The sequence below is a fragment of the Nocardia abscessus NBRC 100374 genome (assembly GCF_000308455.1).
Classification (GTDB): domain Bacteria; phylum Actinomycetota; class Actinomycetes; order Mycobacteriales; family Mycobacteriaceae; genus Nocardia; species Nocardia abscessus.
The window spans coordinates 106,061-122,831 of sequence record NZ_BAFP01000109.1 but is presented as its reverse complement, the minus strand read 5'-3'; the positions used below and the strand labels follow the sequence as shown (position 1 = coordinate 122,831).

Below are 16,771 nucleotides of genomic sequence, written 5' to 3'. Positions count from 1 at the left end.
AGCGAATACGGTTGCGGCACAGGCCAGATCACTCGGGCGGCGGGTGCCACAAGGACTGCCCGCCGCCTGAGTGAGCGCGAATCACCGCGTGCAGGGCTCGCGCATCGCGATCCGCTTCAACGTGGGGCTGCGGTAATCGGCGACCACCGTGCGCGAACCCAGTGACGTGGACGGGTCGGGCACGTTGACCACCGCGCGCTGCGCTGCCACGTCGGGTTCGTCGCGGCCGTAGATCTGCGGCGCCGCCATGCCTTCGGAATCCACGGTGAGCCCGGCCAGGGCCTTGCGCAGGGTCGGCCGGTCCAGACGACCCGACTCGGCTGCCTTGGTGAGCAGCGCCTTCATCGGATAGGAGATCGCCCAGCCCAGGTTGTAGCCGAAGTTCGTCGGTTCGCTGGTCGCGGCGTTCCTGGCGCGTTGGGCTCCGGTGCTCGTGCCGTCCCAGCCGTCGAACGGCGAGGTGTAGTTGTACAGCGCCGTGAGCGCGGGCGCGGCCGGAGTCTTGAGCAGCGCGCTGTTCCAGGTCGGAGTGGACCCCAGGAACCGGCCCTCGTAGCCGGATCTCGCCAGTTTGCCGACGATCTCGGCGGCTTCGCCCGGCCCGGTGGCCAACAGGACCACGTCGGGCGGGTCGGCCATGATCTCGGCGACCGGGTAGTCCTGATTACCGACCTCGGTGTTGGGTCCGGTGTCGATGCGCGAGGTGATCGTCGCGCCGTTGTCCAACGCCCACTTGAGCGCTCCGCTGGCGTAGTCGCCGCCGTAGTTGCCGCGGTAGGCGACCACGCCGAGGCTGCGCGGCTGATAATGGTTCTGCGCGAACCAGTCCAGGCCGAGCACGGCTTCGGTGCAGTACGAGAATCCGTCGTCCAACACCAGGTCGCGGTCGGTGGAGCGATATTGCCAGCCCGACCAGAGCGTGCCCGCCCCGGTCACCAGGTCCGCCTCGTCCATCTCGTGCAGGACGGCCAGCGTCTGCGCGGTCCCGAAACTCATCGCGAGCGCCAGCACGTGCGGCGCAACGTTCGCGAATTCCGTGACGTGCCTGCGCGGGTCGTAGGCGGTGTCGCGAGTGTAGGCGGCGATGTCGATCTCGTAGCCGCCGATACCGCCCTGCTTGTTCACCTCGTTCCAGAACGCGAGCTGCCCTTCCTGCAAGGACTTTCCGAGCGGGGCGAAGGGGCCGTTGTTCAGGTCCGACAACACGCCCAGATAGATACAGCCCTTGTCGCGGTGGATCGCGTGTGGACATGGTTCGCGGGTGACACCCGGTGTGGCGGCGGGCGTCGAAGTCGAACACCCGGCGGTCAGTACGAGCCCGAGTGCGAGCGGAACGACTACGAGTCGAAGTAGTCGACGGAAAACACGATGAAAAGGCATATCTGGCTCGCTTACGGCTGCACGCAGGGCTCGGTGAGGGTGATGCGGTCCTGAGTCGGGCCGTGATACGCGACCGCCAGGGTTTTCGCGCCCAGCGGCGCGGTCTGCTCCGGCGCTTCGATGACCGCCCGCTGACGGGTGAGATCGGGTTTGGCCGCGCCATAGACGTATTCGGGAATCGCGCCCTCGTAGTCGACTCGCAGGCCGTGCACCGCCTCCCGGACGCCCTTGCGGGTCAGCCTGCCTTCGTTGACCGCTCGGGCGAGCAGCGCCTTCATCGGGTAGGAGAACATCCATCCCGCGCTGTAGCCCCAGGTCGAGGGCTCCCTGGTCGCCGAGGCCCGCGCCTTCTTGGCCCCAGCGCTGACACCGTCCCAGCCGTCCAGCGGCGAGGTCATGTTGTAGCGGGTCGTGATCGCCGTCGCCGCAGGGCTTTTCAGCAAGCCGCCGTTCCAGGTCGGGCCCGAGCCCAGGAATCGGCCCGGGAAGCCGGCCAGCGCCGCTTTGCCCATGATCTCGCCCGCCTCCGCGGGTCCCGTGGCCAGGAGCACGAGATCCGCTCCGGCGCTCAGGATCCTGGCGACCGCCGCGTCCTGATTGCCGATCTGAGTGTTGGGCTCGGTGTCGATGTGGGCCACCATGTCGACGCGATTGGCGGAGGCCCATTTCTTCGCGCCGGTGGAGTAGTCGCCGCCGTAGTCGCCCTGGTAGCTCACCGTGGCGATCGAATTCGGCTTCGCCAGGTGCTCGGCGATCCAGTCCAGGGCGATGATCGCCTCCGAGCAGTAGGAGTAGCCGGACTCCAGCAACAGGCCCTTGTCGCTGTTCTCGAATTGCCAACCCGACCACAGGGTTCCGGCAATGGCGATCATGTTCGCCGCGTCCATCTCGGGAAGTACCTTCTGCGTCTGCACGGTGCCGAAACTCATCGAGAGCGCCAGTACATGCGGCTCGATCCGCCGGTAGGCCTCGGCGTGCTTCTGCAGATCGTAGTTCGTGTCCTCGGTGTAGGTGGCGATGTCCACCTCGTACTTGCCGCCGATCCCGCCCGCCTCGTTCACCGCCTTCCAGAACGCCAGCTGGCCGTTGTGAATGTCCTTGCCCAGCGCGGCGAACGGCCCACTCGTCAGATCGGACAGCACGCCGAGATAGATACATCCCTTTCGGGTGTCGACGGCGTTCGGGCACGGGTCCGCGGTGACACCCGGCTCGATCCCTTCGGCCGACTTGTCGCGTAGTGCGGAGCACCCGGTTAGGACGAGTCCGGCGATGACGGTGAGGGCGGACAGGCGCAGCAACCTGTCCCGAATGGTGCGAACTGCCAAAGTGTTTCCTTAGTCTGAAATCGAGATCCGCTGCTCAGAGCCGATCGTACGGCTCGTGCAGTGTAAGTCGGGTTGGTCGCCGAGCCAGGGGAATCGACTACCAGCATCCGGGAAAACTCGGGTGCTCGAACGCGCGGTGTTCGCCAACGGGCAGTGGTGGCGAGATTCGGTCTCGATCGTGCGAGGTGGTTGGCGAATGCGATTCCGAGTGCCCAGTGATCGCCACCTGGTCTATGCGGCGTGGCCGACGTCTTTGGTTGTCGTGACCGCCACCGGTTCACACTCCCGTCGATGGGTGGGCGAGCATCGTCGGCCGGTGCCTTCGGGGCCAGCGCGACCGGGCCCCTGGCCCGCAGCGGCCCGTCGTCGATCCGTCTACCGCCGTCGCCGCGTGACGCCGAGTCGAAGCTCTCGCGCCCTGTGGTCACGTACGCCCAGCTCCGCAGTGACTACGCACGGTGGGTAGGTGGCTGCGGCCGGAGCTGCGACGGGCTGAAAAGCATCGCATACGTCGCGGCGAGGTTCTGGGACGCCATGCGTTCCCGACATCGCGTGCCCCGGCAGGTTCGGCGGGGAAAGCTGGAGAGTCGGGGTGACACCCCGCGACCCGCTGGCAGGAGCCGGGTATTGGTGGTCCTGACCTGGGCTGATGCTCTACGTAGGCCCACCGGTCGACGCAGCCGGGCATGGCAGCCGCCCCCACCGGATATCGGGATGATCCTGGCTCTCGCCGGTGTTAACATGGACAGCCCGGCAAGGTGCCGGGGCGTACGGGGCTGAACGGTTTCGACTGCGTACGTAGATTCAGGGGAAGCGTGTCGGTGCAGGCAAGAGACCACCGTAAGCGTCGTTGCAACCAATTAAGCGCCGATTCCAATCAGCGCGAGTACGCTCTCGCTGCCTAACCAGCAGAGCGTCTCTGTCGGCCCGGGGCATGCCCTCGGCTCCGGTGCCGGCATCAGCTAGAGGGCTAACCGTCCTACTCGGTCGCGGAGTAGGACGGGACATCGAACAGCGACTGGGATCGTCATCCGGGCTTGTTCGCGGGACCCGGAGATCCGAGTAGAGGCACAGCGGACTGCACACGGAGAAGCCCTGAAGACGCGGCGGAGGACCCGGGTTCGATTCCCGGCAGCTCCACTTCGAGGCCCCCGACCTGATACCAGCAGGTCGGGGGCCTTTTTTATGCTCCGACCACCCGGAGGTCGGGCCGTATGGGCAGATTTTGGGCACATCTCGCAGCGGGGCTCGCGGAATCCGGCACCCATCCGATCGACCACGCCGTCGATTCTCCTTGGCCCGGGTCCGGCGCGGCCCGGTGCGACAACCGTTCTCGGTGTGCCCTTGCTGGTATCCCCGTACGTGACCGATGGTGACGTGTGGGCGATCCCGCAGGCGTTCGCATTCACCACGATGCGCACGGACACGCGGCTGACCACCTCCGAGGACGCGTATTTCTCGTCCGACCGGGTGGATGTGAAGGCGACGACGATGCGGCTGGCGTTCGGGTTCCCGCATCCGCAGGCGATCGTTCGTATCGGCGAACCGGACGGGTCCTGACCTGCGCACAGCGGCGGCCCCAGGGGGCGGACAACCCCGCCCTGGGCCGCACGCTGCCACGGGTAGGCCCCCGCAAATTCGCTGTCTACGGTTCCCCCGCACAAGTCCGAGCACGACAAGAGGGGTACGCGCCGAACGCATACCCCTTTACCGTCGCGTGATGGCAACCCGTTTGAGTGGTTACCTGTCCCGGTTGCTGTCCGTGCCCTGGCCTGCCGCACGCTCGCGGAGATAGCGCTCTGCGGACAGTTTCCGCGGGCACGGTGGCGTGCAGGTGGCGTGGAGCTTCATCAGTCCTTGCGCGTGCTGCTCGTCGGCGGGCGCGTTGCTATCGGTGCAGTAGTCGTCAATCCAGGAACGGCGGACCGTCATCGGCGGTCCTCGCGATCGATGCGTTCCATGACTTCCCGGAACGGGACCTGCTCGTCGGGCTCGCCCCCAAGCTCTAGGAGCCACGGCAGCACCCAGAACAAGAGGATGAGCAGACCGCCGACAGCGGCCATGACGATCAGGACGGTTGCGAGCTCTGCGGGCATTCGGTGACCCCTCGGCATTGTGGTGTGGTTGGTGAGCACCCGGCACCGAGGATTCGGGGGTCAACCCGGCGCCGGGGCCTGGAGTCAGCGTCTCGTTGATCGTTGGGACGACGGAACCTCCTACGTTTCCCACTTTGGGACGTCCCGACCGGTGTACAACGTCCCTATGGCGAATGAGAGGTTGCGTGCCGCGATAGCGGCGCGAGGATGGACTCACGCGAGCTTGGCTGAGGCAACAGGCGTGGACCCGAAATCGGTTGAACGCTGGGTGAACCTCGGCCGAGTACCCCGGCGGCGTACCGCAATCCATGCTGCCGAGTGTTTGGGGGAGGACGTCAATGCCCTGTGGCCCGCCCTACGGCAGGCGCGTACAGCCCGCGCCGTCAGCCCCGAACTCGTTGCCCTTTACGACCAGCGGGCCGAGGTCCCGGCGTCGATGTTCGTCAACCTGTTCGAGGCTGCGCGCCACCACATCGACGTCCTGGTCTACGCGGCTGTCTTTCTCCACGAGGCGTACCCCCGGCTCAACGATCTGTTGATCGAACGGGCCGAGGCGGGCTGTTCGATACGGATAGCCGTGGGTGACGCCGACAGCGCCAACGTCCAACAACGAGGCACGGAAGAGAAATTCGGGCACGGCATCGAATCTCGCTGCCGTCTCGCCTTGATGCATTACCAGGCACTGCAAGCAACGCCAGGCGTCGAGCTGCGGACCCATGCCACGACGCTCTACAACAGCATTTTCCGCGCCGACGAGGAAATGTTGGTCAATGCCCACGTGTGGGGAGTGAATGCTTACGGTGCGCCTGTCTGGCATCTGCGTCGTACTCTCGGCGGTGGTCTGTTCGACACGTATACAGACAGTTTCGACGCGGTCTGGCGATCAGGCCGACCGGTGGAAAGGTAAGCCGATGGCGCGCACCGAGTTCTACGACGACCCAGCCGCACCAGAGCCGAACAGTCTTGTCGTCGCGGCTTCCGCCGTGGTGTGCGACGACAAGGGCCGTATCCTGTTGCAGCGGCGCGCCGACAGCGGCCTATGGGCGTTGCCCGGTGGTGGCATGGAGATGACCGACAGCCTTCCCGGCTGCGCTGTGCGAGAGGTCAAGGAAGAAACCGGGCTGGACATCGAAATCACTGGACTCGTCGGCACCTACACCGATCCTCGCCACGTCATCGCCTACAGCGACGGCGAGGTCCGACGCCAGTTCAATGTGTGCTTCCTGGCCCATGTCATCGGTGGCGACCTCGCCGTATCCGATGAGTCCACCGAAGTACGGTTCGTAGCCCCTGCCGAACTGGACAGCCTAGACATGCACCACACGCAGCGACTCAGACTGACTCACTACCTGGAAGGGCGGTCCGCGCCATACCTCGGCTGAAGATTTGCGCAGGCGGGTGGTGGGCGGCATTTCTTCCGCCTGAACGTGATTTCGCACGGTGCGCGTGGGCACATTTTGGGCACAATCCGCCGAGATAACCCGTGATGAGGGTGACTCACAGTGATGTGTTTCTCAGGTATAGCCCATATCGGCGGCTCTGCCAGGACCCTGATCCGGGTTCGATTCCCAGTGGAATCGTTGGTATCGAGATGCGATCCCCCTCGCCGAACAGCGCTATGACGACTACCGAGCCACAAAGGAGGAGTCATGAAGGGTGTGTCCTGGGAAGAGAGCAAACGTCGAGCTCGCGAAATCGACCCGGCATGGGATTCGCCTGACCGCGTCGCAGCGCGAGACGAGAGCCGCGAGCAGATGCGCGCGGAGCAGCGGGCATCAACTCGCCGAACTACGCAAGCAGTGTGGGGCGACCCAGGCTCAGGTCGCTGAACTGATGGGAGTTTCGCAGGCCAGGGTGTCGCAGATCGAGCACGGCAAGATCACGTCCATGGACTTGGTTCGTGACTACATCGTCGCGCTCGGAGGAACCCTGGATGTTGTTGCTCACGTTGGTGATTGGAGCGTCAAAGTCGCCTAGATACCTGCGTCCTCACACCGCGCAGCGGCAGTTCGGGTGGAAAGGTTCTTCGAGTCGCTACGAAATGGGAGCGTTCAGGCGGCGTCGGTGTGGCTGGTGAAGTGTACTCGCGTGTCATCTGCGTCGAGGGTGGGGTCGAGGGCGTCGGCGAGCTTGGCGAGCAGGGGGAGGGTTGGCACGGTGTCGGAGCCTTCGTCAGGTTCGGTGGGGCCCGAGGCGAGTTTGCGATCCCGGAGGCTCTTCCAGCGTGCGTGGCTCATCGGTCCAGCTCGGCCTTCTCGACTATGCGGACGAATTCTTGATGGGCGGATTGGTGCACCCCCGCGACTGCGAGATTAGTCGTCCACGACATATGCCAGCTTGTCGGCCGGATAGGTGCTCGACCTGCAGGACCGTGATTGCGGTGGGGAGTGTTGCTCAGAGGTTGCTCTGGGGCAGTTCGGCTCTGTTGGGCATAGAACCAGAGTCTCTGGGGACGGCCACCTCGAGTGGCCGCGCCTGACGGTGAATCGCTTCGACCCCCGTGAACATCACCGCCTTGGTGATCACAGACCGCCTGCACAAGGACCACTTTGTGGACGTCTCCAGCGGGGCCTTTCTTGCGCAAGCAGGCTGCCGTCCAGGGTTGGCGAATGCGATTACCTGCGGCTGAAAAGCGGCAATTGAGGCGAAACGGGCGGATTCTGTTTGGTTGCTGACTGCGGTGGAATTGCCGGGGTAATGTCCACTGAGCAGGGAAAATGGGGTGTTAGCCCCCCGGTATCTGGATGGCTGCCATGAAGCTCGAAGCCGAGATGCGTTACTGCTCCTCAGAGGGGAGCGCGGGGCTTGGGAGGCTGACATGACCGCAGGGATCGCGGGTAACGGGATGCGGTCGATTCTGCGTGCCGCGTGTGTGAGCGTCGGGATCGATGCGAACGGTGCCGAGGCGGCGGGGACGCAGGGCGTCTACCGGCTGCGCGACGGGATCGTCGTGCGGATCGGTGAGCGTGGGCAAAAGCTGGTCACGGGGCGGGAAGTCGCCGTGGCTCGATGGCTCGAGACCTGCGGGGTGTCGGCGGTGCGGGTGGTCCCGGACATCCCGCAGCCGGTGGTGGTCGATGGATGCCCGGTGACCTTCTGGCAGGACCTGCCGCCGCACCATCCCGGTACGCCCGCCGAAGTGGCCAGGGCGCTGGGGCAGCTGCACCGGCTGCCGCTGCCCGGGTTCGAGCTACGCCGGATGACGCCTTTGGCTCGGGTGGAGGAGGAGATCGCCGCCGCGCGGACCGTGTCCGAGGACGACCGGCGATGGCTGCACAAACACCTGGAGGAATTGCGCGGCCGCTGGAAGACGCTCCCGTCTGGCCTGCCATGGTCGGTAGTCAAAGGCGCCGACTGGGACCAGAGCGTGGTGGTGGGCGACGACGGGGACGTGATCCTGGTCGGCATGGGGCACGCGGTCATCGGCCCGCCGGAATGGGACCTGGTGCACGCGGCGATCGAGTGCTGGACCGCCGCCGAGATCACCGCCGCCCAGTACGCCGAATTCTGCGCCGGGTACGGGCGTGACGTGATGCGCTGGGACGGCTTCTACCTGCTGCGCGACATCCAGGAGTTCCGGATGGCCCTGCAGTCGATGCGTGCCGCCGCCCTCGACCCCGCCTACCAGCCCCAAGCGCTGCGCCGCCTCGCATACATCCGTGGTGACGAGGGCATGCGGCCTTGGCCCGGGTGGGCGGACCTCGACTAGCTCAGACGGGCTTGGTGTACCGGTGGGCGGGAACCGAAACCGGTCCGTTGGGGCCGGGGGCCGCGTGGGTGAAGGCGCCTTGGTCGGTCCAGCCCTGGTTTCCGTAGAAGCGGCGGGCACGGGTGTTGCCGGGGACGACCGCGAGCCAGGCGTGGTCGTGCCCGTTGGCGCGGACGCGCTGTTCGGCGGCGGCGAGCAGGAGAGCGGCCAAACCGGTGCCGCGGTGTGCGGCGGCTACGTAGACCTGGTCGACCTCGTCCTCGTCGACCATGACGAAGCCCGCCACTACGCCGTCCACGGTGGCGACGACGGTGTCGCCGACGCGCTCGGCCGCGCGGGTGTCGAACGAGTCGCGTGGACGGACGGCCAGCAGAGTGTCGGGGACATTGCCCAGGTGCGCGTCGCGCCAGCCCGGATACCAGATCTCGGCGATCGCCGAGGCGTCCGCGGGCCGGGCGCGGCGCAGTACCGGGGCAATGTCAGTCATTCGCCGGACTGTAGCGGCGGATGAGCCGGTGATCAGCCCTGCTGGGTCGGGACCACGACGAGTTCGGCGATATTGACGTGCTGGGGCACACCGACCGCGTAGGCGATCGCGGCGCCGATGTCGCCGGGTTCCAGGATCTCGAACGCCGTGCGCCACTGCTCCAGCCCGGCGCGCTGTTGCTCGTCCTGCATTCCCGCGCCGAGCTCGGTGCCGACGAAGCCGGGTTCGATGTTCTTGACCCGCACGCCGCGCGGCCCGAACTCGGCCCGCAGGTTGCGGGTCAGATGCGCGACCGCGGCCTTGGTGGCGGTGTACACGGCGTAGTTGGGGAAGACCGTGTGCCCGCCGATCGAGCCGACCAGCACCAGATCCGCTCGACCGCCCTCGGTCGCGGTCGCGAGCAGGTCATCGATGAACGCTCTCGCGGTGTAGAGCAGGCCGGTGATATTGGTGCCGACCATCTGGTCCCACTCGTCGGTGAGCGCGGACTCGAACGGTGCGGCGAGCATGACGCCCGCGTTCGCGACGACCAGGTCGACGGGCCCGAATGCCGCCCGCACCGTGGCGGCGGCGTCTCGCACGGATTGCTGGTCGCCGACGTCGGCGACCACCGCGAGCGCGTCTCCGCCGATCTCGGCGGCGAGTTCTTCGATGAGATCCTTGCGCCTGCCCAGCAGCGCGACTTTGGCACCGCCCTGTGCGAGCTGCCGTGCGGTGGCGGCACCGATTCCACTCGATGCTCCGGTGACGACCGCGACGCGGCCGGTGAGGTTGTTGTTCGTCATGCCGACAACGTTGCGCCCCCGCGCGCCCGCCTGACAGGCTGCGGACTTCCTGGTAGTCGCGGGGCCACCCAGGCGCGCCGCGCCTCACCTAGGCTCGGACCATGAACTCCGACAATCGACTGGGCGCGTTTCTGCGTGCGCGCCGCGAGCTGGTCCGACCGGAGGATTTCGGGATGTCCGGTGGCGGTCAGCGGCGGGTCGCCGGACTGCGCCGGGAGGAGATCGCTTTGCTCGCGGGGGTCACATCTCGGTTACGCACTCCTTAAAGGCGCGCGCCTTGGGCCGATCCGGTTGGGGCTTGGAGGTCGGGCGGGATGCCTGGCGGACCGGCAGGGTTGGGTGGCAAGCCCCCGGAGGACGAGCGGACGCTAAGGGCTGGCACTGCTGCCGCACAACCCAGCGTGCGACCCGAACCATCCCCAACCAGCGGGCGACCGCACTGTGAGCCGATCGAGCGCGGATGGCTATTGTTCGCGGGATAGTCCGCGTGAGCGTTCCTGTCCTTGTCCGGTGCCGCCACGAACAACGCTCGGCGCAGAACCAGGCGGCTGTCTCACCGCTGCTAGTGGGTGCTGCGCCTGCCCAAGCCAGAGAACTTTTTCCACCTCCGACAGACGCCCTTTCTCGTCCAACTCCTTGAACGCCGCGTTCCGCGCCTTGTTCAGCTCCTGCAAGGAAGCCTCGCGTTCCTTCTCGGATGCCGCGCGTGCCTCGGCTGCGGCACGCTCCGCCCTGGCGGCGTCGGCGGCTTCTCGGGCCGTTTGTTCTCCAGCGTCGGCGGCTTCCCGTTGCGGGTACTGGCTGGGTGGCGGGAATTCCCGCGCGACCCGTTCGGCCGCCTCCCGTTCCACCCGCGCCCGCTCAGTTTCCGGCGTCTGGCGTGCTTGCCTGGCCCGCCCGGCCTCTTCTGCTCGGGCCTGCCGGTCGCGTTCGGCCTGCTGCGGAGCATCCGCCCGGCCACGCGCAGCGGCTTCCCGGAACTGCTGCACCTTCCGGAACTTTTCGGCACGCTCTTGTGCCCGCACAATCTCGCGTATCTTCGCCAGCCGTTCCCGCGCTCGGTCGGCTCGGTTCAGTTCGTACGGCCGGATCAGCTCCAATTGCTGAGATGCCAGCGATTGGCCGAGCTGCATTGCGCGGAGTGCGTCGGCGCGAGAAATTATCACGTGCTGAAATTTGTCACCGAAATCACGGGCCATGTCTCGCAGGTCTTCGCGGACTTTGTCCGGAATCGTTTCACCGGCCACTGTTTCCCATCGGGAATGAGTGATCTGGCCGGACTTGAGTCCGTCTCGTTCCTTGCGTAGTTGAGCGCGGGCATCTGCCTCGTTGATGCGACCCGATTTGCGTTCGACCCCTTGGACGCCTCGGCCCTGGGTTCGAGCCGAATCCAAGATTCGCGCGCCTCGATCAGTCACTATCCTGAACTGGCGAACCCAACCTTTTTCCGGGGTCTCTCCCCGCTCGTGCGCTCTGCCTAGTTCGAAGTACAAACCAAGTTCGTACCTGGACAAGCTCTTACGGATGGCGTCGTATTCATCGGGCACGGATGCCCACCCCCGTTACGCAAAGAAATTCAGGTCATTATGTGATAGTGCGCGATTTCCGTGTTTGGCGTACAGCCTCGGAAATGTTGTATTCGATCAATCTGGGGCCGTCGCTGTCGGCCAGGTCTTGCGCGATCGCGACCATGCTGCGGGTATCGTCACCCTGCACAGCTGGGCCGAAATCGGTATAAAGCGGCGGACCCCATTCGGGCCGGTTCGTCCATTGCAGGCCGCCACGCCGCACATAGCATTCGCCCAGGAATCGGATAAACCCGTCCGCAAGTTCGCGGTTTTCGGTAGCAATCAATCCGGGCTCGCCGAACAACCGTTTCGCCGCTTCCATGATCCGGGTCGAAAGTGGCGGCTTCCACCAGGCCGCATCATCCGCCATATCCGGAACCGTGGCCGCGAGAAATTCGCGCACCCCTGATTCCATGCGTTCGGGCGCAACCCAATCAAGGAATGCTTGGGTTTTGTCATCGAATTCGATATCGAAACCGATCTGTTCGTCGTCCACTGGCCGGGCCTTCCCCTCATGTTGGCTGTACGGGTATCGCGGGTTTGAGCAGTCAGTTTCGCGCCCGCACACGTCACCGGGCAAGCGGCGGCCGGGGTGGGTGTCGTAGTCGTCGGATGCCCGGACCGGAGTCATCATCGCTCTACATACAGCCGTTCCCCGGGCAACCTCGGTAAGTGGTCGGGTGCGTCACCGGCGACGGACACGCCGTCTGTGCGGTGCCGGACCCCTTCGTCCTGGACGAAGATCAAAGCGGCAGTGAGGCATGCGACGTAGTGCAGGTGGTAGCCGCGCATCCGCACGACCAGGTGCACATCCGGTTCATTCGGTAGCGGGGATGTCATCACATACCCCGCTTCGTGCTGGGAGTGTGCATAGGCGGACCTTCCGTGAAAGGGAGTCACACGGGTAGCGAATAACCTTGTCGCTCAGTGTGTTTGAGGCGGTGCGGGGGGAAGGCTGGCGGGGGGTTCGGTTGGGCACACCGATGTGCAGTCCCGTCCGCGCAGCCTTCGCCCTTTCGGGTGCCCCGGCACGTGCACGCTTCCCCTGTGGTGCAAAGGGGGCAGGGGAGGCGCGTCCGAGCGGGGCGGTCTGGGTGGTCAGGTGTTGTTGATGTGCTGGCCGATGATCGCGGGGATCAACAGGTCCAGGAAGGTGATGTCGTCGGCGGCGGGAATGTTGTCGATGATCGGATCGAGTACCGGTGCGGCATACAGGCGTCCGGTGTGCGGCCCGGCGGCGGTGCGGGCGCTGCTGATCAGTTCGAAGATGACCATCGCCATCACGCGAATACGGGTGGTGTCGGTCATCCCGTCCCGCACCGCGTCCGTAGTGGCGGTCACGAGGGTGCCGATGACGTCGGTCAGGACGTCGAGTTCGGCGGCGGAGCGTTCGGCGTCCTGGTCATCGGTCATCGCCCGGCCTGTGGCTGCCGTGGTGGTGGTGGCGGCGGGGCGGGCTTGGTGGCGAGGTCGGGATAGCGGGTGGTGTCGAACACGATGCGGATACCGATCCATGGGCATTTCTGGCCGCCGAGTGCGATGTCCATCGGGGAGTCGTGGTCGGTCATGCGGCCGTTGACGACTTTCACCATCTGCCCGAAGCAATTCATGGACGGGCACTTCACCGACAACACTTCGCCGGTCTGCTGGTCGAAGGTGAACAGGCCGCACTGTTCGACGGTGATCCAGGGGTCGCAGCCTGGGCCGCACCCGAATGGCATTGTGGCCGTGCTGCGGTGCTCAGGCATACGCCATCGCCCGTCGCTGTCGCGCGTGCTGGGCGGCGCATCCCCGGATCGCCTCGACCACAAGTCGCCCCGGCGGGCGGTAGGGGTCGCGGGGCGGATGTACCCACGCCCGGAACAAGCCGGGGCGCTGTCCAGGTCCGGGCAAGCTGATGCTGCCTCCGGCACCGAGGATGGACACGTTCAGCCGTGACAGCTCCGCATACAGCCGGACGTCGGTTGGCAGGTCGGGGCGTGTCAGGAACGTCCAACGCTGATAGCGCGGGTGGGTCAAGATCGGTCCCACACGGTGGTCGTGGCGGTGCATCCACGCTTTGACCTCCGCGCCGATGAAGGCGGGCATCATCAACCCGCACACCCGGCCCGCACGCAGCGTGATCCGCCCCAGATGCGGCGGGTGAACCTCGGCGGGCAGATCACACACTCGCCGGTAGAAGTGACACACCGACAACGGTGTGTGCCCAGGTTGTTTCGATGAATCCACGAACGGCTCCCCTGCTCGATGCGTTGGTGTGCACCCGACGCCGAGGCCGAACCGGCGGTCTGCGCATCATCGGGCAAACTGCCGTGCCGGGATGGGGGTACCGGCGACACCCGGCGTCGGGGCTGATGTCTACGGTGTCGTTTCTGGCCCGCTAGATCGACGGCGCATGAGGGGGAAGAACGTGGGAAAGTTGTGGGAACGTTAGCCCTGCACTTTGGTTGAGCTTATGCTCGGAAGAGGTCCAGCAGAGAGGCCAAAGTCCCGTGACCGGACGGAACGACCTATTGGTAGAGGCGCGGTTGCGGGTTGAATCGCCCGGATCGCCTGGCCGTTCGATGACTCGACAAGAACTCGCCGATGCAGTTAACGACCACGTTTTCCGGGCAACCAACAAGCAGGGTGCCGTGGACGAACGGCACGTCGGCAAGTGGGAGCGAGGCGAAACAACATGGCCGCGAGAGCACTACCGAGCGGCACTGCGAGCGGTTCTGAATGTCGCGACGGATGCCGAACTCGGGTTCAGCAGGCACCGAACTTCGTCGGGTGATGACGACGTGAACCGCAAACAGTTCCTCAAGACTGCGGTGGCGATGAGCACCGGTGCTGTCTTGGCTAATTCAGCACCAAGCGATAGCGAACTAGCCGAGGCTATCGCCGGTCCGACCACGCACTACCGACGCATGGAATCTTCGGTGCCCTCCGATCGTCTTCAACCCGCTGTCGAAGCCCATCTGAGCTTGGTTTCGGGCATCGTTCGTGACCGGCTGCGTACGTCCGCAGGATTCCGCGTCTTATCGGAAGTAGCCGGTCTGGCGGCGTGGCTTGCCGCCGACCGTGGGGATGACGCCGCAGCACGACGACGGTACAGGGAAGCCGTCAGCCATGCTGAGCGTACGCACCATCCGCTTCTGGTCTCCTACATGACCGCCAGCCTGGGGCACTATGCCGTAGAGAGCGGCGACGCCCGCGCAGGACTGGGATTACTGCGTACTGCCTCAGCCCAGCTGGGAACGGACGCGCCCGACAGTGCTCAAGCGTGGCTGACGTCGCTGCTGGCGGTAGCGCATGCGGCGACCGGAGACCGCAGAAGCGCGATGGACGCTTTGCGTCGCGCAGAACAGCTGGCGGGTCGTCAACGGGGCGAACCGCAATGGCCATGGGTGTTCGTGTTCGACGAGGCCAAGGCGGCCCGCTATCAAGCGAGCACGCTTGCGCGACTCGGCGACTTCCGCGCGGCACGTGCTGCATTCACGGCGGCCGAGCCGTCGTTGAACGCAGCCAAGCCGCGGGCGCTCGCGCAGGTGGAGCACGCGCATGTGTTGGCACGAGCTGGAGACATCGAGGCCGGATGCGCGATAGCTGCGCAAGCGCTGGCTGTGGGTCTGAGTCACCGAAGCGAACGAATCACCAGGCGAACTCGAGATTTCCGGGCTAGCCTCCCGGCCAAGACTTCGGAGGCGCGACGGCTGGATGATGCGCTGGCCACACTCTATGGACGGGATGAACTATGACAAGGGTGGCTATCACCGGCCATCGAGGACTCCCCCCAGACACGACGGCGCTCATCCATGCTGAGTTGCGGTCGAACGTCTCCGCTCGTGCGGATGGCGAACTGGTGGGTGTGAGCTGCATTGCAGATGGGCCAGACAGCTTGTTCGCAAGCGCCGTGCTCGACGTTGGCGGTTCATTGATCGTCGTGGTGCCAGCTCGGAAGTATCGTGAGAGTTTGCCGCACGAGCATCATGCGCTATATGACGAATTGACTTCTGCGGCAGCGGAAGTGATCGCGCTCGATCGCGATGAGTCCAACTCCGAAGCACACCAGGCCGGGAGCGTGCGAATGCTGGAGGAGGCCGACGAACTGATCGCGGTGTGGGACGGCTTGCCAGCGCGGGGGTACGGCGGTACGGCCGATGTAGTAGCTGTGGCACGAGAACGAGGGATGCCGGTCACAGTGGTGTGGCCCCCAGGTGCACAACGGGACTGAGCTGGTTGGCGACATGCTTCGAGCATGGAGCTAATGTTGGCTAGTACTGGCCGCGACCTTCCTTGTTGGCGCAGCGAAGGACGCCGGACATCGAAATGAAAAAGAGCCCCTGACCAGGGCTCTCTTCTTCTTTGCCCACCGCCCAATCACGTTGGCTACCGGCACGATCGATGCACGGAAAAATTGGGGGTTGACATGGGGGGTGAGTGGGGTAGCCTGGAATGTTCAGCTGTGACGGCTCAACGCATCGACCTCCCCAGAATGTTAGCGGACGGTATGCGATCAGTGTTGGCGCGTCAAGCTGGGGTCACCGGTTGACCGGCCCGACGTGCGATCCTCGAGGATTGTCGGGAGTCGAGTGTCCTGGTGGTGAGTGGTCAGGTTCTTACAGGTGCGTGATGCTCTGCGCGCGGGGCGTTTCGAGCGCCTGCCGGGAGCGCTGGCCGCTGATTCTCTTTTGTCCAACTGTCCCCCGGTAGGCGGCCCGTCGGCGTGCCGTGCTGCGGCGGATGGCTATCCACAGGATTCGGAGAGGTCGTCATGGACGACAACACGAACCCGGCCCCCGGCACCGACGACGCCAATCGGCGTCGCTTGCCGTTGCTTCGGCCGGAGTTGAACTGTGCCCACGGTTTTCAGGAGGATGTCATGTCGGTATCGCCGTACTACAACGCTCCCTTCGGTTCCGGCCACGACCGGGCCGGTTGGCTGCGCCGTGAGATTCCGGGGCTGGGTGCGCGGTGGCTGGATGTGGCCGAAGGGCGGCTGCACGAGCTTGGACAGATCGAGCAAGCCCCGGTGCCGCCGAATGTGGCCGGGTTGCTGGACCCGGATGGCCGGGCGTTGTTGCGGCTGGCGTTGTTGGCTCAGCTGACACCGGAGGATCTCGAGCCGGTGCCGGGTGGCTGTGAGATTCCGTGGTCGGGGTGCCCCGAGCACGGGGACACGCTCAGTCACCGGGGGATCGTGCCGGGCTGGTACTGCGACGCGCAAGGCCACGAACTCTACGGTCAAGACACCACCTTTCACCGGTTGCGGCACTGCCAGCAACCGGCGGTGGCCGTGCTCAGCTGCGACGGGTACGCGGTGGCGGTGTGTGCCGGGCACCTGCACAGCGAGCTAGAGCGTGGTTCCTGCGGCGGTGAGGTGTTCACCGTGACCGCGATCGATCGGGAGGACGCCGCCTGATCGTCGGGTGTGCCGGG

At 65.5% G+C, this 16,771-nt stretch carries 20 protein-coding genes, 1 other RNA gene and 1 pseudogene; 10 read left to right on the top strand and 12 right to left on the bottom strand.

Annotated elements, in window-relative coordinates:
* Positions 1-81: 81 nt before the first annotated feature.
* Complete coding sequence (locus ON19_RS22415) at positions 82-1,206, bottom strand: ABC transporter substrate-binding protein (RefSeq protein WP_255218404.1); 1,125 nt, start codon at positions 1,204-1,206, stop codon at positions 82-84.
* A gap of 185 nt (positions 1,207-1,391) precedes the next feature.
* Complete coding sequence (locus tag ON19_RS22410) at positions 1,392-2,705, bottom strand: ABC transporter substrate-binding protein (protein ID WP_051169178.1); 1,314 nt, start codon at positions 2,703-2,705, stop codon at positions 1,392-1,394.
* A 772-nt stretch (positions 2,706-3,477) separates the two neighbouring features.
* Here ON19_RS22410 and ssrA point away from each other — a divergent pair.
* Positions 3,478-3,848, top strand: a transfer-messenger RNA (tmRNA) gene (gene ssrA, locus ON19_RS39800).
* Between the two features lie 195 nt (positions 3,849-4,043).
* Positions 4,044-4,265, top strand: coding sequence for a hypothetical protein (locus ON19_RS22405; protein ID WP_157229792.1), 222 nt, complete (start codon positions 4,044-4,046; stop codon positions 4,263-4,265).
* A 368-nt stretch (positions 4,266-4,633) separates the two neighbouring features.
* Here ON19_RS22405 and ON19_RS42110 read toward each other — a convergent pair whose 3' ends face one another.
* Complete coding sequence (locus ON19_RS42110) at positions 4,634-4,801, bottom strand: hypothetical protein (protein WP_157229791.1); 168 nt, start codon at positions 4,799-4,801, stop codon at positions 4,634-4,636.
* A gap of 241 nt (positions 4,802-5,042) precedes the next feature.
* Here ON19_RS42110 and ON19_RS22395 point away from each other — a divergent pair, with 241 nt between their 5' ends.
* The 3 genes from ON19_RS22395 to ON19_RS44725 all read left to right on the top strand — a co-directional run bounded on the left by ON19_RS22395 (position 5,043) and on the right by ON19_RS44725 (position 6,778).
* Positions 5,043-5,708: an XRE family transcriptional regulator gene (locus tag ON19_RS22395; protein WP_227954648.1), complete on the top strand. Its 666-nt coding sequence runs from the start codon at positions 5,043-5,045 to the stop codon at positions 5,706-5,708.
* A 4-nt stretch (positions 5,709-5,712) separates the two neighbouring features.
* Positions 5,713-6,183: an NUDIX hydrolase gene (locus tag ON19_RS22390; RefSeq protein ID WP_043696196.1), complete on the top strand. Its 471-nt coding sequence runs from the start codon at positions 5,713-5,715 to the stop codon at positions 6,181-6,183.
* 274 nt (positions 6,184-6,457) lie between these two features.
* Positions 6,458-6,778: a helix-turn-helix domain-containing protein gene (locus ON19_RS44725; protein ID WP_218006466.1), complete on the top strand. Its 321-nt coding sequence runs from the start codon at positions 6,458-6,460 to the stop codon at positions 6,776-6,778.
* A 74-nt stretch (positions 6,779-6,852) separates the two neighbouring features.
* Here ON19_RS44725 and ON19_RS22380 read toward each other — a convergent pair whose 3' ends face one another.
* Positions 6,853-7,038: a hypothetical protein gene (locus ON19_RS22380; protein WP_043696193.1), complete on the bottom strand. Its 186-nt coding sequence runs from the start codon at positions 7,036-7,038 to the stop codon at positions 6,853-6,855.
* Positions 7,039-7,619: 581 nt separating this feature from the next.
* Here ON19_RS22380 and ON19_RS22375 point away from each other — a divergent pair.
* Positions 7,620-8,510 (top strand): phosphotransferase, encoded by an 891-nt coding sequence (locus ON19_RS22375; protein ID WP_043696190.1) that lies wholly within the window; start codon positions 7,620-7,622, stop codon positions 8,508-8,510.
* A 1-nt stretch (position 8,511) separates the two neighbouring features.
* Here the strand turns inward: ON19_RS22375 and ON19_RS22370 are convergent, their stop codons facing one another.
* Positions 8,512-8,997: a GNAT family N-acetyltransferase gene (locus ON19_RS22370; RefSeq protein WP_043696188.1), complete on the bottom strand. Its 486-nt coding sequence runs from the start codon at positions 8,995-8,997 to the stop codon at positions 8,512-8,514.
* 32 nt (positions 8,998-9,029) lie between these two features.
* Positions 9,030-9,782 (bottom strand): SDR family oxidoreductase, encoded by a 753-nt coding sequence (locus ON19_RS22365; RefSeq protein WP_043696186.1) that lies wholly within the window; start codon positions 9,780-9,782, stop codon positions 9,030-9,032.
* A 101-nt stretch (positions 9,783-9,883) separates the two neighbouring features.
* On the opposite strand from ON19_RS22365, the pseudogene ON19_RS42105 reads away from it, so the two are divergent.
* A pseudogene (locus ON19_RS42105) lies at positions 9,884-10,030 on the top strand (transcriptional regulator); the annotation flags it as partial.
* Between the two features lie 216 nt (positions 10,031-10,246).
* On the opposite strand, the gene ON19_RS42100 reads toward ON19_RS42105, so the two are convergent.
* The 6 genes from ON19_RS42100 to ON19_RS22335 form a co-directional block, all read right to left on the bottom strand.
* Positions 10,247-11,329: a hypothetical protein gene (locus tag ON19_RS42100; RefSeq protein WP_157229790.1), complete on the bottom strand. Its 1,083-nt coding sequence runs from the start codon at positions 11,327-11,329 to the stop codon at positions 10,247-10,249.
* Between the two features lie 37 nt (positions 11,330-11,366).
* On the bottom strand, positions 11,367-11,846 hold the full coding sequence (locus ON19_RS22355; RefSeq protein ID WP_043696180.1) for a hypothetical protein: 480 nt from the start codon (positions 11,844-11,846) through the stop codon (positions 11,367-11,369).
* 134 nt (positions 11,847-11,980) lie between these two features.
* Positions 11,981-12,190, bottom strand: coding sequence for a hypothetical protein (locus ON19_RS22350; RefSeq protein WP_157229789.1), 210 nt, complete (start codon positions 12,188-12,190; stop codon positions 11,981-11,983).
* Positions 12,191-12,448: 258 nt separating this feature from the next.
* Positions 12,449-12,763: a hypothetical protein gene (locus ON19_RS22345; RefSeq protein WP_043696174.1), complete on the bottom strand. Its 315-nt coding sequence runs from the start codon at positions 12,761-12,763 to the stop codon at positions 12,449-12,451.
* Entirely contained in the window at positions 12,760-13,071 is a 312-nt protein-coding gene (locus ON19_RS22340; protein ID WP_043696171.1) for a hypothetical protein, read from the bottom strand. Before ON19_RS22340 ends, ON19_RS22345 begins: the two co-directional genes overlap by 4 nt.
* Before the next feature lie 19 nt (positions 13,072-13,090).
* The gene (locus ON19_RS22335; RefSeq protein WP_043696168.1) at positions 13,091-13,579 is read right to left on the bottom strand and encodes a hypothetical protein; all 489 of its coding nucleotides are present in this window, start codon (positions 13,577-13,579) and stop codon (positions 13,091-13,093) included.
* A 263-nt stretch (positions 13,580-13,842) separates the two neighbouring features.
* Between ON19_RS22335 and ON19_RS40580 the strand changes: the two genes are divergently transcribed.
* The 3 genes from ON19_RS40580 (at position 13,843) to ON19_RS22330 (ending at position 16,754) form a co-directional block, all read left to right on the top strand.
* Positions 13,843-15,090, top strand: coding sequence for an NsdA family TPR-like regulatory protein (locus ON19_RS40580; protein ID WP_218006464.1), 1,248 nt, complete (start codon positions 13,843-13,845; stop codon positions 15,088-15,090).
* Positions 15,091-15,095: 5 nt separating this feature from the next.
* Positions 15,096-15,566, top strand: coding sequence for a hypothetical protein (locus tag ON19_RS40575; RefSeq protein ID WP_218006463.1), 471 nt, complete (start codon positions 15,096-15,098; stop codon positions 15,564-15,566).
* A 540-nt stretch (positions 15,567-16,106) separates the two neighbouring features.
* On the top strand, positions 16,107-16,754 hold the full coding sequence (locus tag ON19_RS22330; RefSeq protein ID WP_043696165.1) for a hypothetical protein: 648 nt from the start codon (positions 16,107-16,109) through the stop codon (positions 16,752-16,754).
* Positions 16,755-16,771 lie beyond the last annotated feature (17 nt).